Genomic DNA, 15,815 nt, shown 5'->3' with positions numbered 1-15,815 from the left:
CGCAATGGCTTCGCTAATTCAGGTTCGCGATTTACTGGCCTTACGGGGACGCATGGAGGCAGCGCAAATCAGCCATACATTGCATACGCCGCAGCCGATGATCGACGCCATGCTCAAGCAACTGGAGACGATGGGTAAAGCGATGCGGATTCAGGAAGAGCCTGACGGCTGTCTCTCCGGAAGCTGCAAAAGTTGCCCGGAAGGCAAAGCCTGCCTGCGCGAATGGTGGGCGCTGCGTTAAGTTTATGCCGGATGGCGCGGTGAACGTCGCCATCCGGCATTTTGCGTGCCGGGTTCCACAACACTAAATCACTTTCAGCAAGACAACGATTTCCTCCTGCCTTGTTCGCATCGTTAACAACTGGGAGATGCTTTCTCCTCTCCTGCCAGATAGAGTCACGCCATCTTTTATTCCGGTGAGGGATCGCCATGAATACGGCCTCCAGCGCGACACCGCACGATGCGATATTCAAAACATTTTTGAGCCACCCGGCGACCGCGCAGGATTTTCTTCAACTCCACCTTCCTGCCTCCTTGCGTGCGCTTTGCGACCTGCAGACGCTGAAACTGGAACCGACGAGTTTTATTGAGGAAGAGTTGCGCGCGTACTATTGCGATGTGCTGTGGTCACTAAAAACCCGCGAAGGAGAGGGGTATATCTACGTCGTCATTGAACATCAGAGCACCGCCGATCCGCATATGGCATTCCGTCTCATGCGCTACGCCATTGCGGCGATGCAACGACATCTGGATGCCGGTCACCAGACGCTCCCCCTGGTGATACCTATGCTGTTTTATCACGGTACGGTCAGCCCCTACCCCTTTTCACTCTGCTGGCTGGACGAATTTGATGACCCGGAAGCCGCACGACGACTGTATGGCGCAGCGTTACCACTGGTGGATATTACCGTCGTTCCTGATGACGAGATTATGCAACATCGTCGTGTGGCACTACTGGAACTGGTGCAAAAGCATATCCGTAAGCGGGATTTAATGGGATTAGTGGAAAAACTGGCGACGCTGCTTATTACGGGGCACGCTAATGACAACCAACTGAAAGCCCTGTTTAATTATCTGCTGCAGGCGGGTGACACCGATCGCTTTCGCGATTTTATACATGGCATGGCCGAACGATTACCCGAACACAAGGAGAGCTTGATGACTATCGCCGAGAGATTACGCCAGGAAGGACATTGTAATGGTCTTCAGGAGGGTCATATCAATGGATTACAAGAAGGCCTGGAAAAGGGCTTGCAGCAGGGTAAACGCGAGGAAGCACTGCGCATCGCTACCACCATGCTGACTGATGGCATCGACCGCCAGACCATTCTCAGAATCACCGGGCTTACCGCCGATGACTTGATCACACAGAACCATTAATCGCACGCCCGGCAAGGGGTTCACTTTCCGGGCGTTTTTCATTGCGTTATAACTTTTGTTTCAGCGCCACCAGCGCCTGACAAAACGCATCAGGATGCGAAATAAACGGGGCATGCGCCGCCTTTGCAAAAATCAGCGACTCGCTCTCTGGCCACAGCGCATCAAGCAGTGGTACGACCTTGCGGGGAACAAGTCCGTCCAGATAGCCGTATAATCGCAGGAACGGTACTGTCAGCGATGTCATCGACTCGCGCAGATCAACCGTCTTGAGGATCTCCAGCCCCCCGTTCAGTACAGTCACCGGCGGCATTGGCAGCGCCAGTACGGTTTTCTTCAGCGCGCGGGCATCCTGACGCGCCGTTTCCGTCCCCATCGTTTGTAATGCCAGAAAACGCTCCACCGTCCGCTGAAAGTCTTCGCTGAGCTGTTGCTGGAATCCCGCTAGGACATCGGGTTTGATCCCCGGCCACGCGTCACGTGCGCTGAAACAGGGTGAGGACGCTACGGTCACCAGTGCCTGAACGCGCTCGGGATGGGTTAATGCCACCTGGCTTGCCACCAATCCACCAAGACTCCAGCCAAGCCAGATAGCTTTCTCTGGTGCCTGATCCAACACACGCTCTGCCATCTCTCCAAGCGTCATGGCCCCAAACCCCTGGCTGCGGCCAAAACCTGGTAAATCGACCAGATGAAGCGTGAAATGCGAGCTCAGTTCCTCGCTAATGCAATGCCACACTTCGGCGTTAAGTCCCCATCCGTGCAGCAGCACAAGATGACAATTTCCCTCACCACGGGTCTGCCACCAGATGTCATTCATCAGTTACTGTTCTCTTTTCGCCAACAAGGATGAACCTATGCTAACAGTACCGGGATTATGCTGGCTATGCCGAATGCCGCTGGCGCTCAGTCGTTGGGGGATCTGTTCCGTCTGTGAACGCGCGGTGCGTCGGCATGAACCGCTCTGCCCACGATGTGGACTCCCCTCCGTGCATTCCACGCTTCCCTGCGGACGCTGTCTGCAAAAACCACCGCCCTGGCAGCGACTGATTACCGTCAGCGACTACACCCCGCCGCTCAGTACACTTATCCATCAGCTTAAGTTCTCCCGACGCAACGACATTGCCCCCGCGTTGTCACGCGTTCTGTTGCTGGAGGTGTTACAGGCGCGCCGTATGACCAGGCTGCCCCTGCCGGACAGGCTGATCAGCGTCCCCCTCTGGCAACGCCGCCACTGGCGCAGAGGATTTAATCAAAGCGATCTGTTGTGTCAGTCGCTGTCTCGTTGGTTAAGCTGTCCCTGGGACAGTCGGAGCGTCACGCGCATTCGCCCCACCGCCACTCAGCACCATCTCAGCGCCAGATTGCGCAAGCGTAACCTGAAAAATGCCTTTCGCCTTGAATTGCCGGTGAAGGGACTCCATATGGTCGTTGTGGATGATGTCATCACGACCGGGAGTACCGTCGCGGAGATCGCGCAGCTGCTTTTACGCAACGGCGCGGCGACAGTCCAGGTATGGTGCCTGTGTCGAACCTTGTAGAGCCTCGATGATGGGCGTATTATAACCAACTAAAATAGTCAACTATTAGGCCATTACTATGATCCGTATTTCCGATGCTGCACAAGCGCACTTTGCCAAACTGCTGGCAAATCAGGAAGAAGGGACACAAATCCGTGTATTTGTGATTAATCCCGGTACGCCTAACGCTGAATGTGGTGTTTCTTATTGTCCGCCGGACGCCGTGGAAGCAACCGACACCGCCCTGAAATTTGACCTGCTGACCGCTTATGTTGATGAACTGAGTGCGCCCTATCTGGAAGACGCTGAGATCGATTTTGTGACCGATCAGTTGGGTTCTCAACTGACGCTGAAAGCGCCGAACGCGAAAATGCGTAAAGTGGCTGACGATGCGCCGCTGATGGAACGCGTGGAATATATGCTGCAATCGCAGATTAACCCGCAGCTTGCCGGTCACGGCGGTCGTGTTTCTCTGATGGAGATAACCGACGAAGGCTATGCGATTCTGCAGTTTGGCGGCGGCTGTAATGGCTGTTCCATGGTCGACGTGACCCTGAAAGAAGGGATCGAGAAGCAGTTGCTGAACGAGTTCCCGGAGCTGAAAGGCGTTCGCGACCTGACCGAACACCAGCGCGGCGAACACTCTTACTACTAAGTTCTCTGCTCGTGTATTGCCCGATCAGCGCAAGCGCCATCGGGCAATATGCAATCTCGCGCCGCCCTCTCGACATATTCTGCAACATCCTCTCCGATAATTTGACCTGCCTCGCATAATTTAAATTTTGCCTGTCGAGGTGATTCTCAATCACCATATGTTACCCGTATCATTCATATGGGCACCAAACACACACTTAACATCCGACTAAACTAGACAGTTTTAAGGGTAATCCGTCGAGGTGCTGTTACGTCGCTGTTCCCGGTTGGGACAAACGTAGTTTGTCGTCAAAACATTGACGTTACCCATAACAAATTGAAAGGCCAGGTAAATCATGCCATTAGTCATCGTTGCTATCGGTGTAATCTTGTTATTACTCCTGATGATCCGCTTCAAAATGAACGGTTTCATCGCTCTCGTCCTGGTGGCGCTTGCTGTTGGATTGATGCAAGGAATGCCGCTGGATAAAGTCATTGGCTCCATCAAAGCTGGCGTTGGCGGCACCCTGGGGAGTCTTGCCCTGATTATGGGTTTTGGCGCCATGCTGGGCAAAATGCTGGCAGACTGCGGGGGTGCGCAACGTATCGCCACCACGCTGATTGCAAAATTTGGTAAGAAACACATTCAGTGGGCCGTAGTATTAACGGGGTTCACCGTCGGTTTTGCACTGTTCTATGAAGTGGGCTTCGTGTTGATGCTGCCGCTGGTCTTTACCATTGCGGCCGCCGCTAACATTCCGCTGCTGTATGTCGGTGTACCGATGGCCGCAGCGCTCTCCGTGACGCACGGTTTTCTGCCGCCGCACCCGGGTCCAACCGCTATCGCCACCATTTTCCATGCGGATATGGGTAAAACCCTGCTGTTCGGTACGATTCTGGCGATCCCGACCGTAATTCTGGCGGGTCCGGTCTTTGCCCGCTGCCTGAAAGGCATTGATAAACCTATTCCGGAAGGTCTGTACAGCGCGAAAACCTTCACTGAAGAAGAGATGCCGAGCTTTGGCGTCAGCGTCTGGACTTCACTGGTTCCCGTTGTGCTGATGGCGATGCGCGCCATTGCAGAGATGATCCTGCCGAAAGGCCACGCCTTCCTGCCCGTTGCCGAGTTCTTCGGTGACCCGGTGATGGCAACCCTGATTGCGGTGCTGATCGCGATGTTCACCTTCGGTCTGAACCGCGGTCGTTCGATGGATCAGATTAACGATACGCTGATCTCTTCCATCAAAATTATCGCGATGATGCTGTTGATCATCGGCGGTGGCGGCGCGTTCAAGCAGGTACTGGTCGACAGCGGCGTGGATAAATACATTGCGTCCATGATGAACGAAACCAATATCTCCCCGCTGCTGATGGCGTGGTCTATCGCTGCCGTTCTGCGTATCGCACTGGGTTCGGCTACCGTTGCCGCCATTACCGCGGGTGGGATTGTCGCACCGCTGATCGCCACTACCGGCGTCAGCCCTGAGCTGATGGTTATCGCCGTTGGTTCCGGTAGCGTCATCTTCTCTCACGTGAACGATCCAGGCTTCTGGCTGTTCAAAGAGTACTTTAACCTGACGATCGGCGAGACCATCAAATCCTGGTCGATGCTGGAAACCATTATCTCTGTCTGCGGCCTGATTGGGTGTCTGCTACTGGGAACGGTGGTTTAACCGAAACGCCTTGTAGGCCGGATAAGGCAAAGCCGCCATCCGGCAATATTCACCAGAATGGCCTGATGACGCTGCACTTATCAGGCCTACATGTTGTCACCATAAAAAAGCCGGGGAAATCCCCGGCTTTTTCATTTCTTCTTCGCAGCCGCTTTTCGCCGCTTATCCAGATCCTTAATCAGCTTGTTCACCCGTTCATCGGCAAACATCGCTTCAAGCGTGGCGGAAAGCTTACGACGCCAGTTTTTGTACTGCGAACTGGTCCCCGGAATGTTGACCGGCTCCGCCATATCCAGCCAGTCTTCCGGCTGCAACCCTAATAACGCGCTGTTACTGTCGGCAATATAACGCTGCATACCCCGATTGAGCGTCGGCGTCATCGCCATCAGCGAGGCCTTATGTCCGACCCGTTTTGGCAGACAGCCGTACTTATGCAGCGCATCTAATAGCCCCTGCTTCGCCCGCTCACGGTCCTGATACAGTCCGCGCAGCACCACGTCATCAGGGTAGAGTCCCAGCGCTTTGCCGAGCGTCAGGTCGCCGCTGTCCCAATAACCTTTGAGCGTAGGAAGATCATGCGTCGTCGCGACAGCCATTGATTGTTCCGGATACGCTTTCGGCGCACGGTAGTTCTTCTCATGGTCGTTCTCGAAATAGAGCACTTTGTAAGAGTACACGCCGCAGGTTCGCAGCTTGCCAACAATCTCCACCGGAACGGTACCCAGATCTTCACCAATCACCATGCAGTGATGACGCTGACTTTCCAGCGCCAGAATCGACAGCAGGTCGTCAACCGGATAGTGAACATAGGCACCGTGGTCGGCGGTTTCACCGTAGGGGATCCACCACAGGCGCAGCATCGACATGACGTGGTCGATACGCAGCGCGCCGCAGTTTTGCATATTCGCCCGCAGGAGTTCGATAAACGGCTCATAGGCGCGCGCCGTGATGATATGCGGATCCATCGGCGGCAGCCCCCAGTTCTGACCAAGCGGGCCGAGGATATCCGGCGGCGCGCCAACGGAGGCTTTCAGGCAATACAGCTCACGATCGCACCAGGTTTCCGAGCCACCTTCCGCCACGCCCACCGCCAGATCGCGATACAGGCCAATCGGCATCTTAAAGCCCTGACTGGTCTCCCAGCAGGCGGCAAACTGAGTGTAAGCCAACCACTGCAGCCAGAGCCAGAAATCCACCTCATCACGATGCGCGTGACAGAATTTTTTCACCTCCGGCGAATCAATCGACTGATAAGCCTTCGGCCAGACCGGCCAGCCCCAGCGCAGTTCGTCCTCTTTCACCTGATGAGCATGCAGCGCATCAAACGCCGCCTGCCAGTACAGGCTATCGCCTTCCTGAGCCACGAACGCCCGGAACGCCGCCATCTGCTCATCGTCGCGCGCGGCAAATCCTTTCCACGCCATGCGCAGCGCCGTCATTTTCAGCGCGGTGACGGTGGAATAATCAACCCATTCAGCGTCCCGCGCCTGTTGCAACGCTTGCTGCGTGGCGGGTTTCTGCCACCAGGCCTGCGCCTCTTTGCTCAGGCAAAAATCGTCTACAGCATTCACGTCGATGTAAATGACGTTCAGCCAGCGGCGCGAGGACGGGCTGTACGGACTGGCGCTCTCCGGGTTTGCCGGATAGAGCGCATGGATCGGGTTGAGGCCGATAAACGCCCCACCACGCTTTGCCACATCTACCAGCATCGACTTCAGATCGCCGAAGTCACCAATCCCCCAGTTGCGCTCCGAACGCAGCGTATACAGCTGAACACAGGCCCCCCAGAGTTTCTGGCCGTTCAGCAGCGCCTGCGGCTCGTAGCAACGTTTTGGCGCCACGATGACGCGGCAATGGTGTCGCTGCTCATCCTGTGTCAGGGTCAGCGTGTGATAGCCCAGCGGCAGCTTTGTCGGCAGAGTAAAGGATTTACCGCCAGTGGCATGCCCCTTAAACTGCTCCCCCTCTTCGGTGGTCAACAGCCAGTTGAATTCACCGTGTCCTTCCACCGCCAGCGGCATCTTTTTGCCTGCGGTGTAGACCATCACATTCGGCACCGGCGTCACCGCCACTTTTGTGGCGGCGGTACGGTGCATAGCATCCAACAAACGTCGCTTGGTTTCGGCACCAATTGACTGCGGTTTGCCGTGGGCATTGATATAATTGGGACTGATCCCGGCCGCCAGCGCGGCATTATCCAGACGTTTGTTATCCATCGCGCTTCCTTAGCGTTTCGCCTGCCAGATTCGGGTCTGATAATCGCGAATGGAGCGATCCGAGCTGAACATACCGCAGCGCGCGGAGTTCAGGATCGCCGCACGCGTCCAGGCCTCCTGGTCACGATACAACACATCCACCTGTTTCTGCGCCTCGACATAGGCCGCAAAGTCCGCCATCACCAGATACGGATCGCCACCCTGTTTACCCATACTGTGCAGCATCTGGTCAAAGGCGTGCTTATCACCGCCGCTGAATTTCCCGCTTTCCAGTTCTTTCAGCACGGCATCGAGCACTTTATCCTTCTTGCGCCATTTCAGCGGATCGTAACCTTTGGCTTTCAGCGCCTTCACCTGTTCCACGGTATGACCAAAGATAAAGATATTCTCGTCACCCACTTTCTCGGCGATTTCCACGTTCGCGCCGTCCAGCGTACCGACCGTTAGCGCGCCGTTGAGCGCCAGCTTCATGTTTCCGGTACCGGAAGCCTCTTTCCCCGCCGTGGAGATCTGCTCGGAGATATCCGCCGCCGGAATCAGCATTTCTGCCGCCGACACGCAGTAATCCGGCAGGAACACCACTTTCAGCTTGTCGCCGACTTTCGGGTCGTTGTTGATGGTTTCTGCCACCTTGTTAATGGCAAAAATGATGTTTTTCGCCAGGTAGTAACCCGGTGCCGCCTTCGCGCCAAACAGGAAGACGCGCGGCACGCGGTCTGCCTGCGGGTTTTCGCGGATCTCTTTATACAGCGCCAGGATATGCAGCAGGTTCAGGTGCTGACGCTTGTACTCGTGCAGACGTTTAATCTGAATGTCGAAAATCGCCTGCGGGTTAATCTCAATCCCGGTGCGGACCTTCACAAACTCAGCCAGACGCACCTTATTCGCCTGCTTGATATCACGCCAGGTCTTGCGGAACTTGGCATCGTCGGCGTATTTCTCCAGGTTGATCAACTGGTCGAGATCGTTCGCCCACTCTTTCTTCAGCGTTTTATCAAACAATGCGGCCAGTTCCGGGTTGCACTGCTTGATCCAGCGACGCGGCGTGATGCCGTTGGTCACGTTATGGAACTTGTTCGGCCACAGCTTGTGATATTCCGGGAACAGATCCTTCACCACCAGATCGGAGTGCAGCGCAGCAACGCCATTGACCGCAAAGCCGCTGACCACGCACATGTTCGCCATGCGCACCTGTTTGTCGTGGACCACCGCCAGCTTCGCCCAAACCTGTTTGTCGCCAGGCCAGGTTTTATCGACCCGCTTCTTAAAGCGATCGTTAATCTCTTTGATGATCTGCATGTGGCGCGGCAGCAGCGCTTTCACCAGTTTCTCATCCCAGCACTCCAGCGCTTCTGGCATCAGGGTGTGGTTGGTATAGGCGAAGGTTTTGCTGGTGATTGCCCAGGCGTCATCCCAGCGCATCTGGTGTTCGTCAAGCAGCACACGCAGCAGTTCCGGAATTGCAATCGTCGGGTGAGTATCGTTCAGTTGAATGACTTCGTAATCCGCCAGTTCATGCAGCTTGCGGCCCGCCAGATGATGGCGACGCAGAATATCGGCCACCGAACAGGCGCACTGGAAGTATTGCTGCATCAGACGCAGCTTCTTACCCGCCGTGTGGTTGTCGTTCGGGTAAAGCACTTTAGTCAGTTTATCGGCATCGATCCCCTGCTGTTCCGCACGCAGGAAATCGCCGTCATTAAATTTAGTCAGGTTAAACGGATGCGCATGAGTGGCCTGCCACAGACGCAGCGGTTGCGCCACGCCGTTACGGTAGCCCAATACCGGCAGATCCCACGCCTGCCCGGTAATCACAAAGCCGGGTTCCCAGCGACCGTCTTTTGTCACCTTGCCGCCAATGCCGACCTGCACATCAAGCTGCTCGTTATGACGGAACCACGGATAGCTGCCGCGATGCCAGTCATCCGGCGCTTCCATTTGCTGACCGTCAGCAAACGACTGACGGAACAGGCCGTACTGATAGTTCAGACCGTAACCGGTGGCAGATTGACCCACCGTCGCCATCGAGTCCAGGAAGCAGGCGGCGAGACGACCCAATCCCCCGTTGCCCAACGCCGGGTCAGTCTCCTCTTCCAGCAGATCGGTCAGGTTGATGTCGTGCGCTTTCAGCGCGTCGCTCACCGCCTGATACCAACCCAAATTAAGCAGGTTATTCCCCGTCAGACGACCAATCAGGAACTCCATAGAGATGTAGTTCACATGGCGCTGGTTTTTCGCCGGTTTCGCCACAGGTTGCGCACTGAGGAGTTCCGCCAGTGCACCACTGACGGCGTGCCACCATTGACGGGTCGTCATCTCGTGAGCTGACAGTAAACCGAAATGCTGCCACTGACGCGTCAGGGCTGCCTGAAATTGCTCTTGATTGAAGGTAGGCTGTGACATAGGAATTCCGGGTCCTTTGGTAAAAAACAACGTTATCGCTAGTTTGCCAGGCTCAATGTTGACCTTCCTCATCCCACTCTTGATTAGGCAGGGAGGAGTAGTGGGGATGAGCGAAAAAGTGTGATCGCCGCCACTTAAAGGTAGCGTACGGAATGAGGATTGGTGACGATTTCGCCGCACTAAAGATAAGGTTAACGCCGGGCGACGGCAAATTTCAGAAAGCACTCATCAGGTATATGTTAATGGAGAAATAGTTTCTAACCTGAAATATCAAAAGGCTGTCGGAATAATCGTACTGATATTAAATTCCTGTCGCGTTATAGGGCCACTTTCGCTAAAAAAGGCAAAGAGCGTAGGGATAAAATGACCCTATTTCACACCGTAGAATCTCCCCTCCAACCCAGACTGTTTGCGCCTTGCGCGCGATTGAAAGCGGTTTCTGTCAGAGTTATAAAGATTTGTGACAGAGTGCAAATTCAGAAACACAAAAAGACCTCTTAACTTGCAATAAGGTGTTTTCTGGCCGACCTTATATCTATTAATTACGAAGCGCAAAAAAAATCGCAGTCCCCCATTTTCCACAGTGAAGTGCTAACTATGTTGATTCCGTCTAAACTCAGTCGTCCGGTTCGACTCGACCATACGGTGGTTCGTGAGCGCCTGTTGGCTAAACTTTCCGGCGCGAACAATTTCAGGCTGGCTCTGGTAACAAGTCCTGCAGGTTATGGGAAGACCACGCTCATTTCACAATGGGCTGCCGGGAAAAGTGAGCTCGGCTGGTACTCGCTGGATGAGGGAGACAACCAGCAGGAGCGTTTTGCCAGCTATCTGATTGCCGCGGTACAGCAGGCCACCAACGGTCATTGCACCACCAGCGAAGTGATGGTGCAAAAACGTCAGTATGTCAGTCTGACCTCGCTTTTCGCGCAGCTCTTTATTGAGCTGGCGGAGTGGCATCGCCCGCTGTATCTGGTCATCGACGATTACCACCTGATCACTAACCCGGTAATTCATGAATCCATGCGCTTCTTCCTGCGCCACCAGCCTGAAAATCTCACGCTGGTGGTGCTGTCGCGTAACTTGCCGCAGTTGGGGATTGCCAACCTGCGCGTGCGCGATCAGCTTCTGGAGATAGGCAGTCAACAACTGGCCTTTAATCACCAGGAAGCAAAACAGTTTTTTGACCGCCGTTTATCCTCTCCCATCGAAGCCGCCGAAAGCAGTCGGATGTGTGACGATGTGGCGGGCTGGGCGACGGCATTACAGCTCATCGCCCTCTCTGCGCGGCAGAACAACCACTCTGCGCACCAGTCGGCACGCCGTCTGGCAGGCATTAACGCCAGCCATCTCTCGGATTATCTGGTCGATGAAGTGCTGGACAGCGTTGATGTCAGCACCCGTCACTTCCTGTTGAAAAGCGCGGTGTTACGCTCAATGAACGACGCGCTGATCGTTCGCGTGACCGGTGAAGAGAACGGTCAGATGCGGCTGGAAGAAATCGAGCGCCAGGGACTTTTCCTGCAACGGATGGATGACTCCGGTGAATGGTTCAGCTACCACCCGCTGTTTGGCAGTTTCCTGCGTCAGCGCTGCCAGTGGGAACTGGCGACAGAGCTACCTGATATCCATCGCGCCGCCGCGGAGAGCTGGATGGCGCAGGGTTTCCCCAGTGAAGCCATCCACCACGCGCTGGCGGCGGGCGATGCGCATATGCTGCGTGATATCTTGCTTAACCACGCGTGGGGATTGTTTAACCACAGCGAACTGGCACTGCTGGAAGAGTCGTTAAAAGCGCTGCCGTGGGAAAGCCTGCTGGAAAACCCGCGTCTGGTGTTGCTACAGGCCTGGCTGATGCAGAGCCAGCACCGCTACAGCGAAGTGAACACCCTACTGGCCCGTGCGGAGCAAGAGATTCAGGGGGTGATGGACAGTACGCTGCACGCCGAGTTTAACGCGCTCCGCGCTCAGGTGGCGATCAACGACGGTAATCCTGATGAGGCCGAGCATCTGGCAAAACTGGCGCTGGATGAGCTGCCCATCGCCTTGTACTACAGCCGTATTGTGGCGACCTCGGTACACGGCGAAGTGCTGCACTGTAAGGGCGATCTCTCTCGTTCTTTAACGCTGATGCAGCAGACCGAACAGATGGCGCGTCATCATGATGTCTGGCACTACGCGCTCTGGAGTTTGATCCAGCAAAGTGAAATTCTCTTTGCCCAGGGATTTTTGCAGGCCGCCTGGGAAACTCAGGAGAAAGCGTTCCAGTTGATTAAAGATCAGCATCTGGAACAGTTGCCCATGCACGAGTTCCTGGTACGCATTCGTGCCCAACTGCTGTGGGCGTGGGCGCGACTGGACGAATCGGAAGCCTCTGCGCGCAGTGGCATCGAAGTGCTCTCCGCCTTTCAGCCGCAGCAGCAGCTACAGTGCCTGGCGCTGCTGGTGCAGTGCTCGCTGGCCCGTGGCGATCTGGACAATGCCCGCAGCCATCTTAACCGTCTTGAGAATCTGCTTGGCAACGGTCACTACCATAGCGACTGGATCTCAAACGCCGACAAGGTTCGGGTGATCTACTGGCAAATGACCGGCGATAAAAAGTCGGCCGCCAACTGGCTACGCCAGACACCGAAACCGGAGTTTGCCAACAACCACTTCCTGCAAGGCCAGTGGCGCAACATCGCCAGAGCGCAAATTTTGCTGGGCGAATTTGAACCCGCCGAGATAGTCCTGGAAGAGCTGAATGAAAACGCGCGCAGCCTGCGTCTGATGAGCGACCTGAACCGTAACCTGCTGCTGCTTAACCAGTTGTACTGGCAGGCCGGACGCAAAAATGACGCTCAGCGCGTACTGCTTGATGCCCTGCAATTAGCCAATCGCACCGGATTCATCAGCCATTTCGTGATTGAAGGTGAGTCGATGGCGCAACAGTTACGCCAGCTTATTCAACTGAATACATTGCCGGAACTGGACCAGCACCGCGCGCAGCGCATTCTGCGTGAAATCAACCAGCATCACCGCCACAAGTACGCCCACTTTGACGAAGGCTTTGTGGAGCGCCTGCTGAATCATCCGGAAGTGCCGGAGCTTATCCGCACCAGTCCGCTGACGCAGCGTGAATGGCAGGTTCTGGGGCTGATTTATTCTGGCTACAGCAACGAGCAAATCGCTGGCGAACTGGCGGTGGCGGCAACCACTATCAAGACGCATATCCGTAATCTGTATCAGAAACTCGGCGTGGCGCACCGTCAGGATGCGGTACAACACGCACAGCGACTGCTGAAAATGATGGGTTATGGGGTGTAGCGTCACCGGTTTTTCGCTGGCGTTAACCTCACATATGTTCTGACGCGAACTGATGCGCCTGGCAGGTAATGAATTCCGCAAACGCCGTGACGCCAGGTGCAGGATGCCGTCCCTTCGGGGTCACCAGATAAATTGCCCGTTCCAGCGCCAGATCTTCAAACGGCAAAATCACGATATCTTTATGGTTGAACTGGAACAGGGTTAAGCCGGTCGTAATACTGATCCCGTAATTGGCAGCAATCAGGCCCATCATCGTAGTGAGCTGTCGAACTTCCAGTTGATAATCAAAACTCATGGCCAGATTTTCACAGAGCTTATCGGTGTACTGCCGAATACTGGTCCCAACGCTGAAAGCAATAAAGGGATAATCGCAGACCTGACTGAGCGATACCGAAGATTGTTGTGCCAGAGGATGTTCGCGATGGCAGAGCAGATAAAATTTATCCGAGAACAATAGCGTCGAATCGAACGTGGTCAGCGAGGGTTGCCCGGCGGTTAATGCCATGTCCGCCTGACCATCCAGCAATGCCTTCAGACAGCGATCCCACTGGGTGTCGATCAGTTTCACATTACTTTGTGGCACCTTCTTACTGTATTTCACCAGGATTTCAGGTAGCCACTCCACCGCCAGCGAAGGCAACACCGCGAGGGTGATATCGTTGCTGTTTCCCGCCACCCGGTCTTTGATTTCACCCACGGCATCGTCGTGGCTCTGAACAATATTGCGCGCCAGATCGAGAAAATGAATGCCATCCGCATTCAACAATACTCGCCGCGTATCTCTGTCGAATAGCCGGTAGCCAATTTCCTCTTCCAGTGATGCAATCAGGGTACTAAACGCGGGCTGAGAAAGGTTAAACCGCCGGGCCGCCTGAGTAAAACTATCAGCCTCACTTAATATTAAAAAAGCCCTGAGTTGCTTAATCGAAAGATTCATTTCACACTCCTGCCATCGGAATCATTAATTATTTTATCGGTTTTTAAAATGAATAAAAGGCAGTTAATTTCTTTTTATGACCCACCCCACATTAACCACATTTTAATTTCGATAAACGAGTTCACCCCCACTAAAGTCGTTTAAGCATAACAAACTCAATGTCCTAAATAACCCTCTGTTTATAAGGTTATTTTTATATCCAAACAAAATTGCTATAGCGTTATTTTTATTTCAAATAATAGCATTAAGCCTTGCGTCAAATGACTCCATCGGATTTACAAATTAGTACCACCTGGCACACTGTGATAAAAATTAATGCACTGATAAAACATATAACCCTCTGCACATAGTTAACATTGTATTTACTTTCATACATTCCGAAGCAGATAAATTTATAAAAATATTAAGGAGAAACACATGCTGGCGCTAATAGGTGTGCTTACCATAGCCACCTTATTATTTTTTATCATGTCTAAAAGGATGTCACCTCTGGTTGCCCTGATCGTCATTCCGGTGATTGGCGCGCTGGCTGCAGGCTGCGGAACGGATACGGCAAAATATGTGGTCGAAGGCATCACAAAACTGGCCCCGATGGCGGCGATGTTTGTCTTTGCGATCGCTTTTTTTGGCGTCGTGACGGATGCCGGGATGTTTGACCCTATCGTGCGCGGCATTTTGCGCTTTGTAGGGACCAACCCGGTTAAAATCATCATCGGAACGGGTCTTCTGGCGCTTATCGCCCACCTTGACGGCAATGGCGCGGTAACCTTTTTAATTACGGTCCCCACCATGCTGCCGCTGTTCAATCGCCTCGGCATGGACAAACGGATCCTGCTTGGCATTGTTGCGCTCAGCGCCGGGGTCAACTTTTTACCCTGGACCGGCCCAATGATTCGCGCCTCTGCCGCGTTGAACGTCACCACCCATGACCTCTTTATCCCGCTCATTCCGGCGCAGCTCGCGGGCCTGGGTTTTATGGTCGTGATGGGCTGGTATTGGGGTAAGCGCGAAGAGAAACGTCTTGGCGCAGCCCACTTTGCCGCTGCCGCAGGCGATTTCTCGCATCATAAGGAACTGACCGAGCAGGAAAAAGTCCTGCGTCGCCCGCATCTTTTCTGGGTCAACATCGCGCTGGTCATTGCCGTGATCGGCACGATGGTCTTCACCCGTATCTCCCCCACCGTCGCCTTCATGATCGCCCTGACGCTGGCGCTGATGATCAACTATCCGAATGTTGAAATGCAAAAAGAACGGATCAACGCCCACGCCAAAGCCGCGCTGATGATGGCCAGCATCCTGTTCGCAGCAGGGGCATTTACCGGGATCATGGGCGGTGCGGGCATGCTTAAAGCCATGTCTCACGCGGCGGTGGAGTTTATGCCTGCGGCACTGGCGTCCCATATTCCGTTCATCGTCGGCCTTATCTCGATGCCGCTGTCGCTGATTTTCGATCCCGACTCTTACTACTTCGGCATTATGCCTGTCGTCGCGCATACCGTGGACATCATGGGTATCCCCGCCATCCAGGTCGCTCAGGCATCGGTGCTGGGCCAGATGACCACCGGCTTCCCGGTCAGCCCGCTAACCCCCGCGACCTTCCTGTTGGTCAGCCTTGCCGGTGTCGACCTCGCGGATCACCAAAAATTCTCCATCCCGGTCCTGTGGGCAGCCAGCGTCATTATGACCTTTGCCGCCGCCCTCACCGGCGTCTTCCCGATTTAACAGCACATTTCTTGTGACGAATTAAGGAAAT

General features: G+C 54.5%; 11 protein-coding genes. 7 read left to right on the top strand and 4 right to left on the bottom strand.

The window, feature by feature from the left end; all coding sequences use genetic code 11:
* The first annotated feature begins 4 nt into the window (after positions 1-4).
* Positions 5-241 (top strand): [Fe-S]-dependent transcriptional repressor FeoC, encoded by a 237-nt coding sequence (gene feoC / locus ACERJC_RS16655; RefSeq protein ID WP_286631817.1) that lies wholly within the window; start codon positions 5-7, stop codon positions 239-241.
* A gap of 188 nt (positions 242-429) precedes the next feature.
* Entirely contained in the window at positions 430-1,380 is a 951-nt protein-coding gene (locus ACERJC_RS16650) for an Rpn family recombination-promoting nuclease/putative transposase (RefSeq protein WP_152400297.1), read from the top strand.
* Between the two features lie 46 nt (positions 1,381-1,426).
* Here the strand turns inward: ACERJC_RS16650 and bioH are convergent, their stop codons facing one another.
* Positions 1,427-2,197, bottom strand: a complete 771-nt coding sequence (gene bioH / locus ACERJC_RS16645) for a pimeloyl-ACP methyl ester esterase BioH (protein WP_178825580.1) — start codon at positions 2,195-2,197, stop codon at positions 1,427-1,429.
* A gap of 37 nt (positions 2,198-2,234) precedes the next feature.
* Between bioH and gntX the strand changes: the two genes are divergently transcribed.
* The 3 genes from gntX to gntT all read left to right on the top strand — a co-directional run bounded on the left by gntX (position 2,235) and on the right by gntT (position 5,203).
* Positions 2,235-2,918 (top strand): DNA utilization protein GntX, encoded by a 684-nt coding sequence (gene gntX / locus ACERJC_RS16640; RefSeq protein ID WP_373672097.1) that lies wholly within the window; start codon positions 2,235-2,237, stop codon positions 2,916-2,918.
* 58 nt (positions 2,919-2,976) lie between these two features.
* Positions 2,977-3,552 carry a Fe-S biogenesis protein NfuA gene (nfuA, locus tag ACERJC_RS16635; protein WP_042998432.1) on the top strand — a complete coding sequence of 192 codons (576 nt, stop codon included), beginning with the start codon at positions 2,977-2,979 and terminating at the stop codon, positions 3,550-3,552.
* 334 nt (positions 3,553-3,886) lie between these two features.
* Positions 3,887-5,203, top strand: coding sequence for a gluconate transporter (gene gntT / locus ACERJC_RS16630; protein ID WP_152400304.1), 1,317 nt, complete (start codon positions 3,887-3,889; stop codon positions 5,201-5,203).
* Between the two features lie 131 nt (positions 5,204-5,334).
* On the opposite strand, the gene malQ is transcribed toward gntT, so the two are convergent.
* A complete protein-coding gene (malQ, locus tag ACERJC_RS16625) occupies positions 5,335-7,419 on the bottom strand; it encodes a 4-alpha-glucanotransferase (protein WP_373672096.1) in 2,085 nt (694 codons plus the stop codon).
* Between the two features lie 9 nt (positions 7,420-7,428).
* Positions 7,429-9,822, bottom strand: coding sequence for a maltodextrin phosphorylase (malP, locus tag ACERJC_RS16620; protein WP_373672095.1), 2,394 nt, complete (start codon positions 9,820-9,822; stop codon positions 7,429-7,431).
* A 597-nt stretch (positions 9,823-10,419) separates the two neighbouring features.
* On the opposite strand from malP, the gene malT reads away from it, so the two are divergent.
* On the top strand, positions 10,420-13,125 hold the full coding sequence (malT, locus tag ACERJC_RS16615; RefSeq protein ID WP_373672094.1) for an HTH-type transcriptional regulator MalT: 2,706 nt from the start codon (positions 10,420-10,422) through the stop codon (positions 13,123-13,125).
* A gap of 28 nt (positions 13,126-13,153) precedes the next feature.
* On the opposite strand, the gene ACERJC_RS16610 is transcribed toward malT, so the two are convergent.
* A complete protein-coding gene (locus ACERJC_RS16610) occupies positions 13,154-14,062 on the bottom strand; it encodes a LysR family transcriptional regulator (protein ID WP_152400312.1) in 909 nt (302 codons plus the stop codon).
* 417 nt (positions 14,063-14,479) lie between these two features.
* On the opposite strand from ACERJC_RS16610, the gene ACERJC_RS16605 reads away from it, so the two are divergent.
* Positions 14,480-15,784, top strand: coding sequence for a CitMHS family transporter (locus ACERJC_RS16605; RefSeq protein WP_286631825.1), 1,305 nt, complete (start codon positions 14,480-14,482; stop codon positions 15,782-15,784).
* Positions 15,785-15,815: the final 31 nt, after the last annotated feature.

The organism is Citrobacter telavivensis, assembly GCF_041807075.1.
In the GTDB taxonomy this organism is placed as follows: Bacteria; Pseudomonadota; Gammaproteobacteria; order Enterobacterales; family Enterobacteriaceae; genus Citrobacter_A; species Citrobacter_A telavivensis.
This window is presented reverse-complemented; position numbering and strand designations above follow the sequence as displayed.

What these genes read in the sequence shown, in the direction of transcription:
- feoC (WP_286631817.1), top strand. Translation starts at nt 5, where the DNA reads ATGGCTTCGCTAATTCAGGTTCGCGATTTACTGGCCTTACGGGGACGC.
- ACERJC_RS16650 (WP_152400297.1), top strand. Translation starts at nt 430, where the DNA reads ATGAATACGGCCTCCAGCGCGACACCGCACGATGCGATATTCAAAACA.
- bioH (WP_178825580.1), bottom strand. Translation starts at nt 2,197, where the DNA reads ATGAATGACATCTGGTGGCAGACCCGTGGTGAGGGAAATTGTCATCTT.
- gntX (WP_373672097.1), top strand. Translation starts at nt 2,235, where the DNA reads ATGCTAACAGTACCGGGATTATGCTGGCTATGCCGAATGCCGCTGGCG.
- nfuA (WP_042998432.1), top strand. Translation starts at nt 2,977, where the DNA reads ATGATCCGTATTTCCGATGCTGCACAAGCGCACTTTGCCAAACTGCTG.
- gntT (WP_152400304.1), top strand. Translation starts at nt 3,887, where the DNA reads ATGCCATTAGTCATCGTTGCTATCGGTGTAATCTTGTTATTACTCCTG.
- malQ (WP_373672096.1), bottom strand. Translation starts at nt 7,419, where the DNA reads ATGGATAACAAACGTCTGGATAATGCCGCGCTGGCGGCCGGGATCAGT.
- malP (WP_373672095.1), bottom strand. Translation starts at nt 9,822, where the DNA reads ATGTCACAGCCTACCTTCAATCAAGAGCAATTTCAGGCAGCCCTGACG.
- malT (WP_373672094.1), top strand. Translation starts at nt 10,420, where the DNA reads ATGTTGATTCCGTCTAAACTCAGTCGTCCGGTTCGACTCGACCATACG.
- ACERJC_RS16610 (WP_152400312.1), bottom strand. Translation starts at nt 14,062, where the DNA reads ATGAATCTTTCGATTAAGCAACTCAGGGCTTTTTTAATATTAAGTGAG.
- ACERJC_RS16605 (WP_286631825.1), top strand. Translation starts at nt 14,480, where the DNA reads ATGCTGGCGCTAATAGGTGTGCTTACCATAGCCACCTTATTATTTTTT.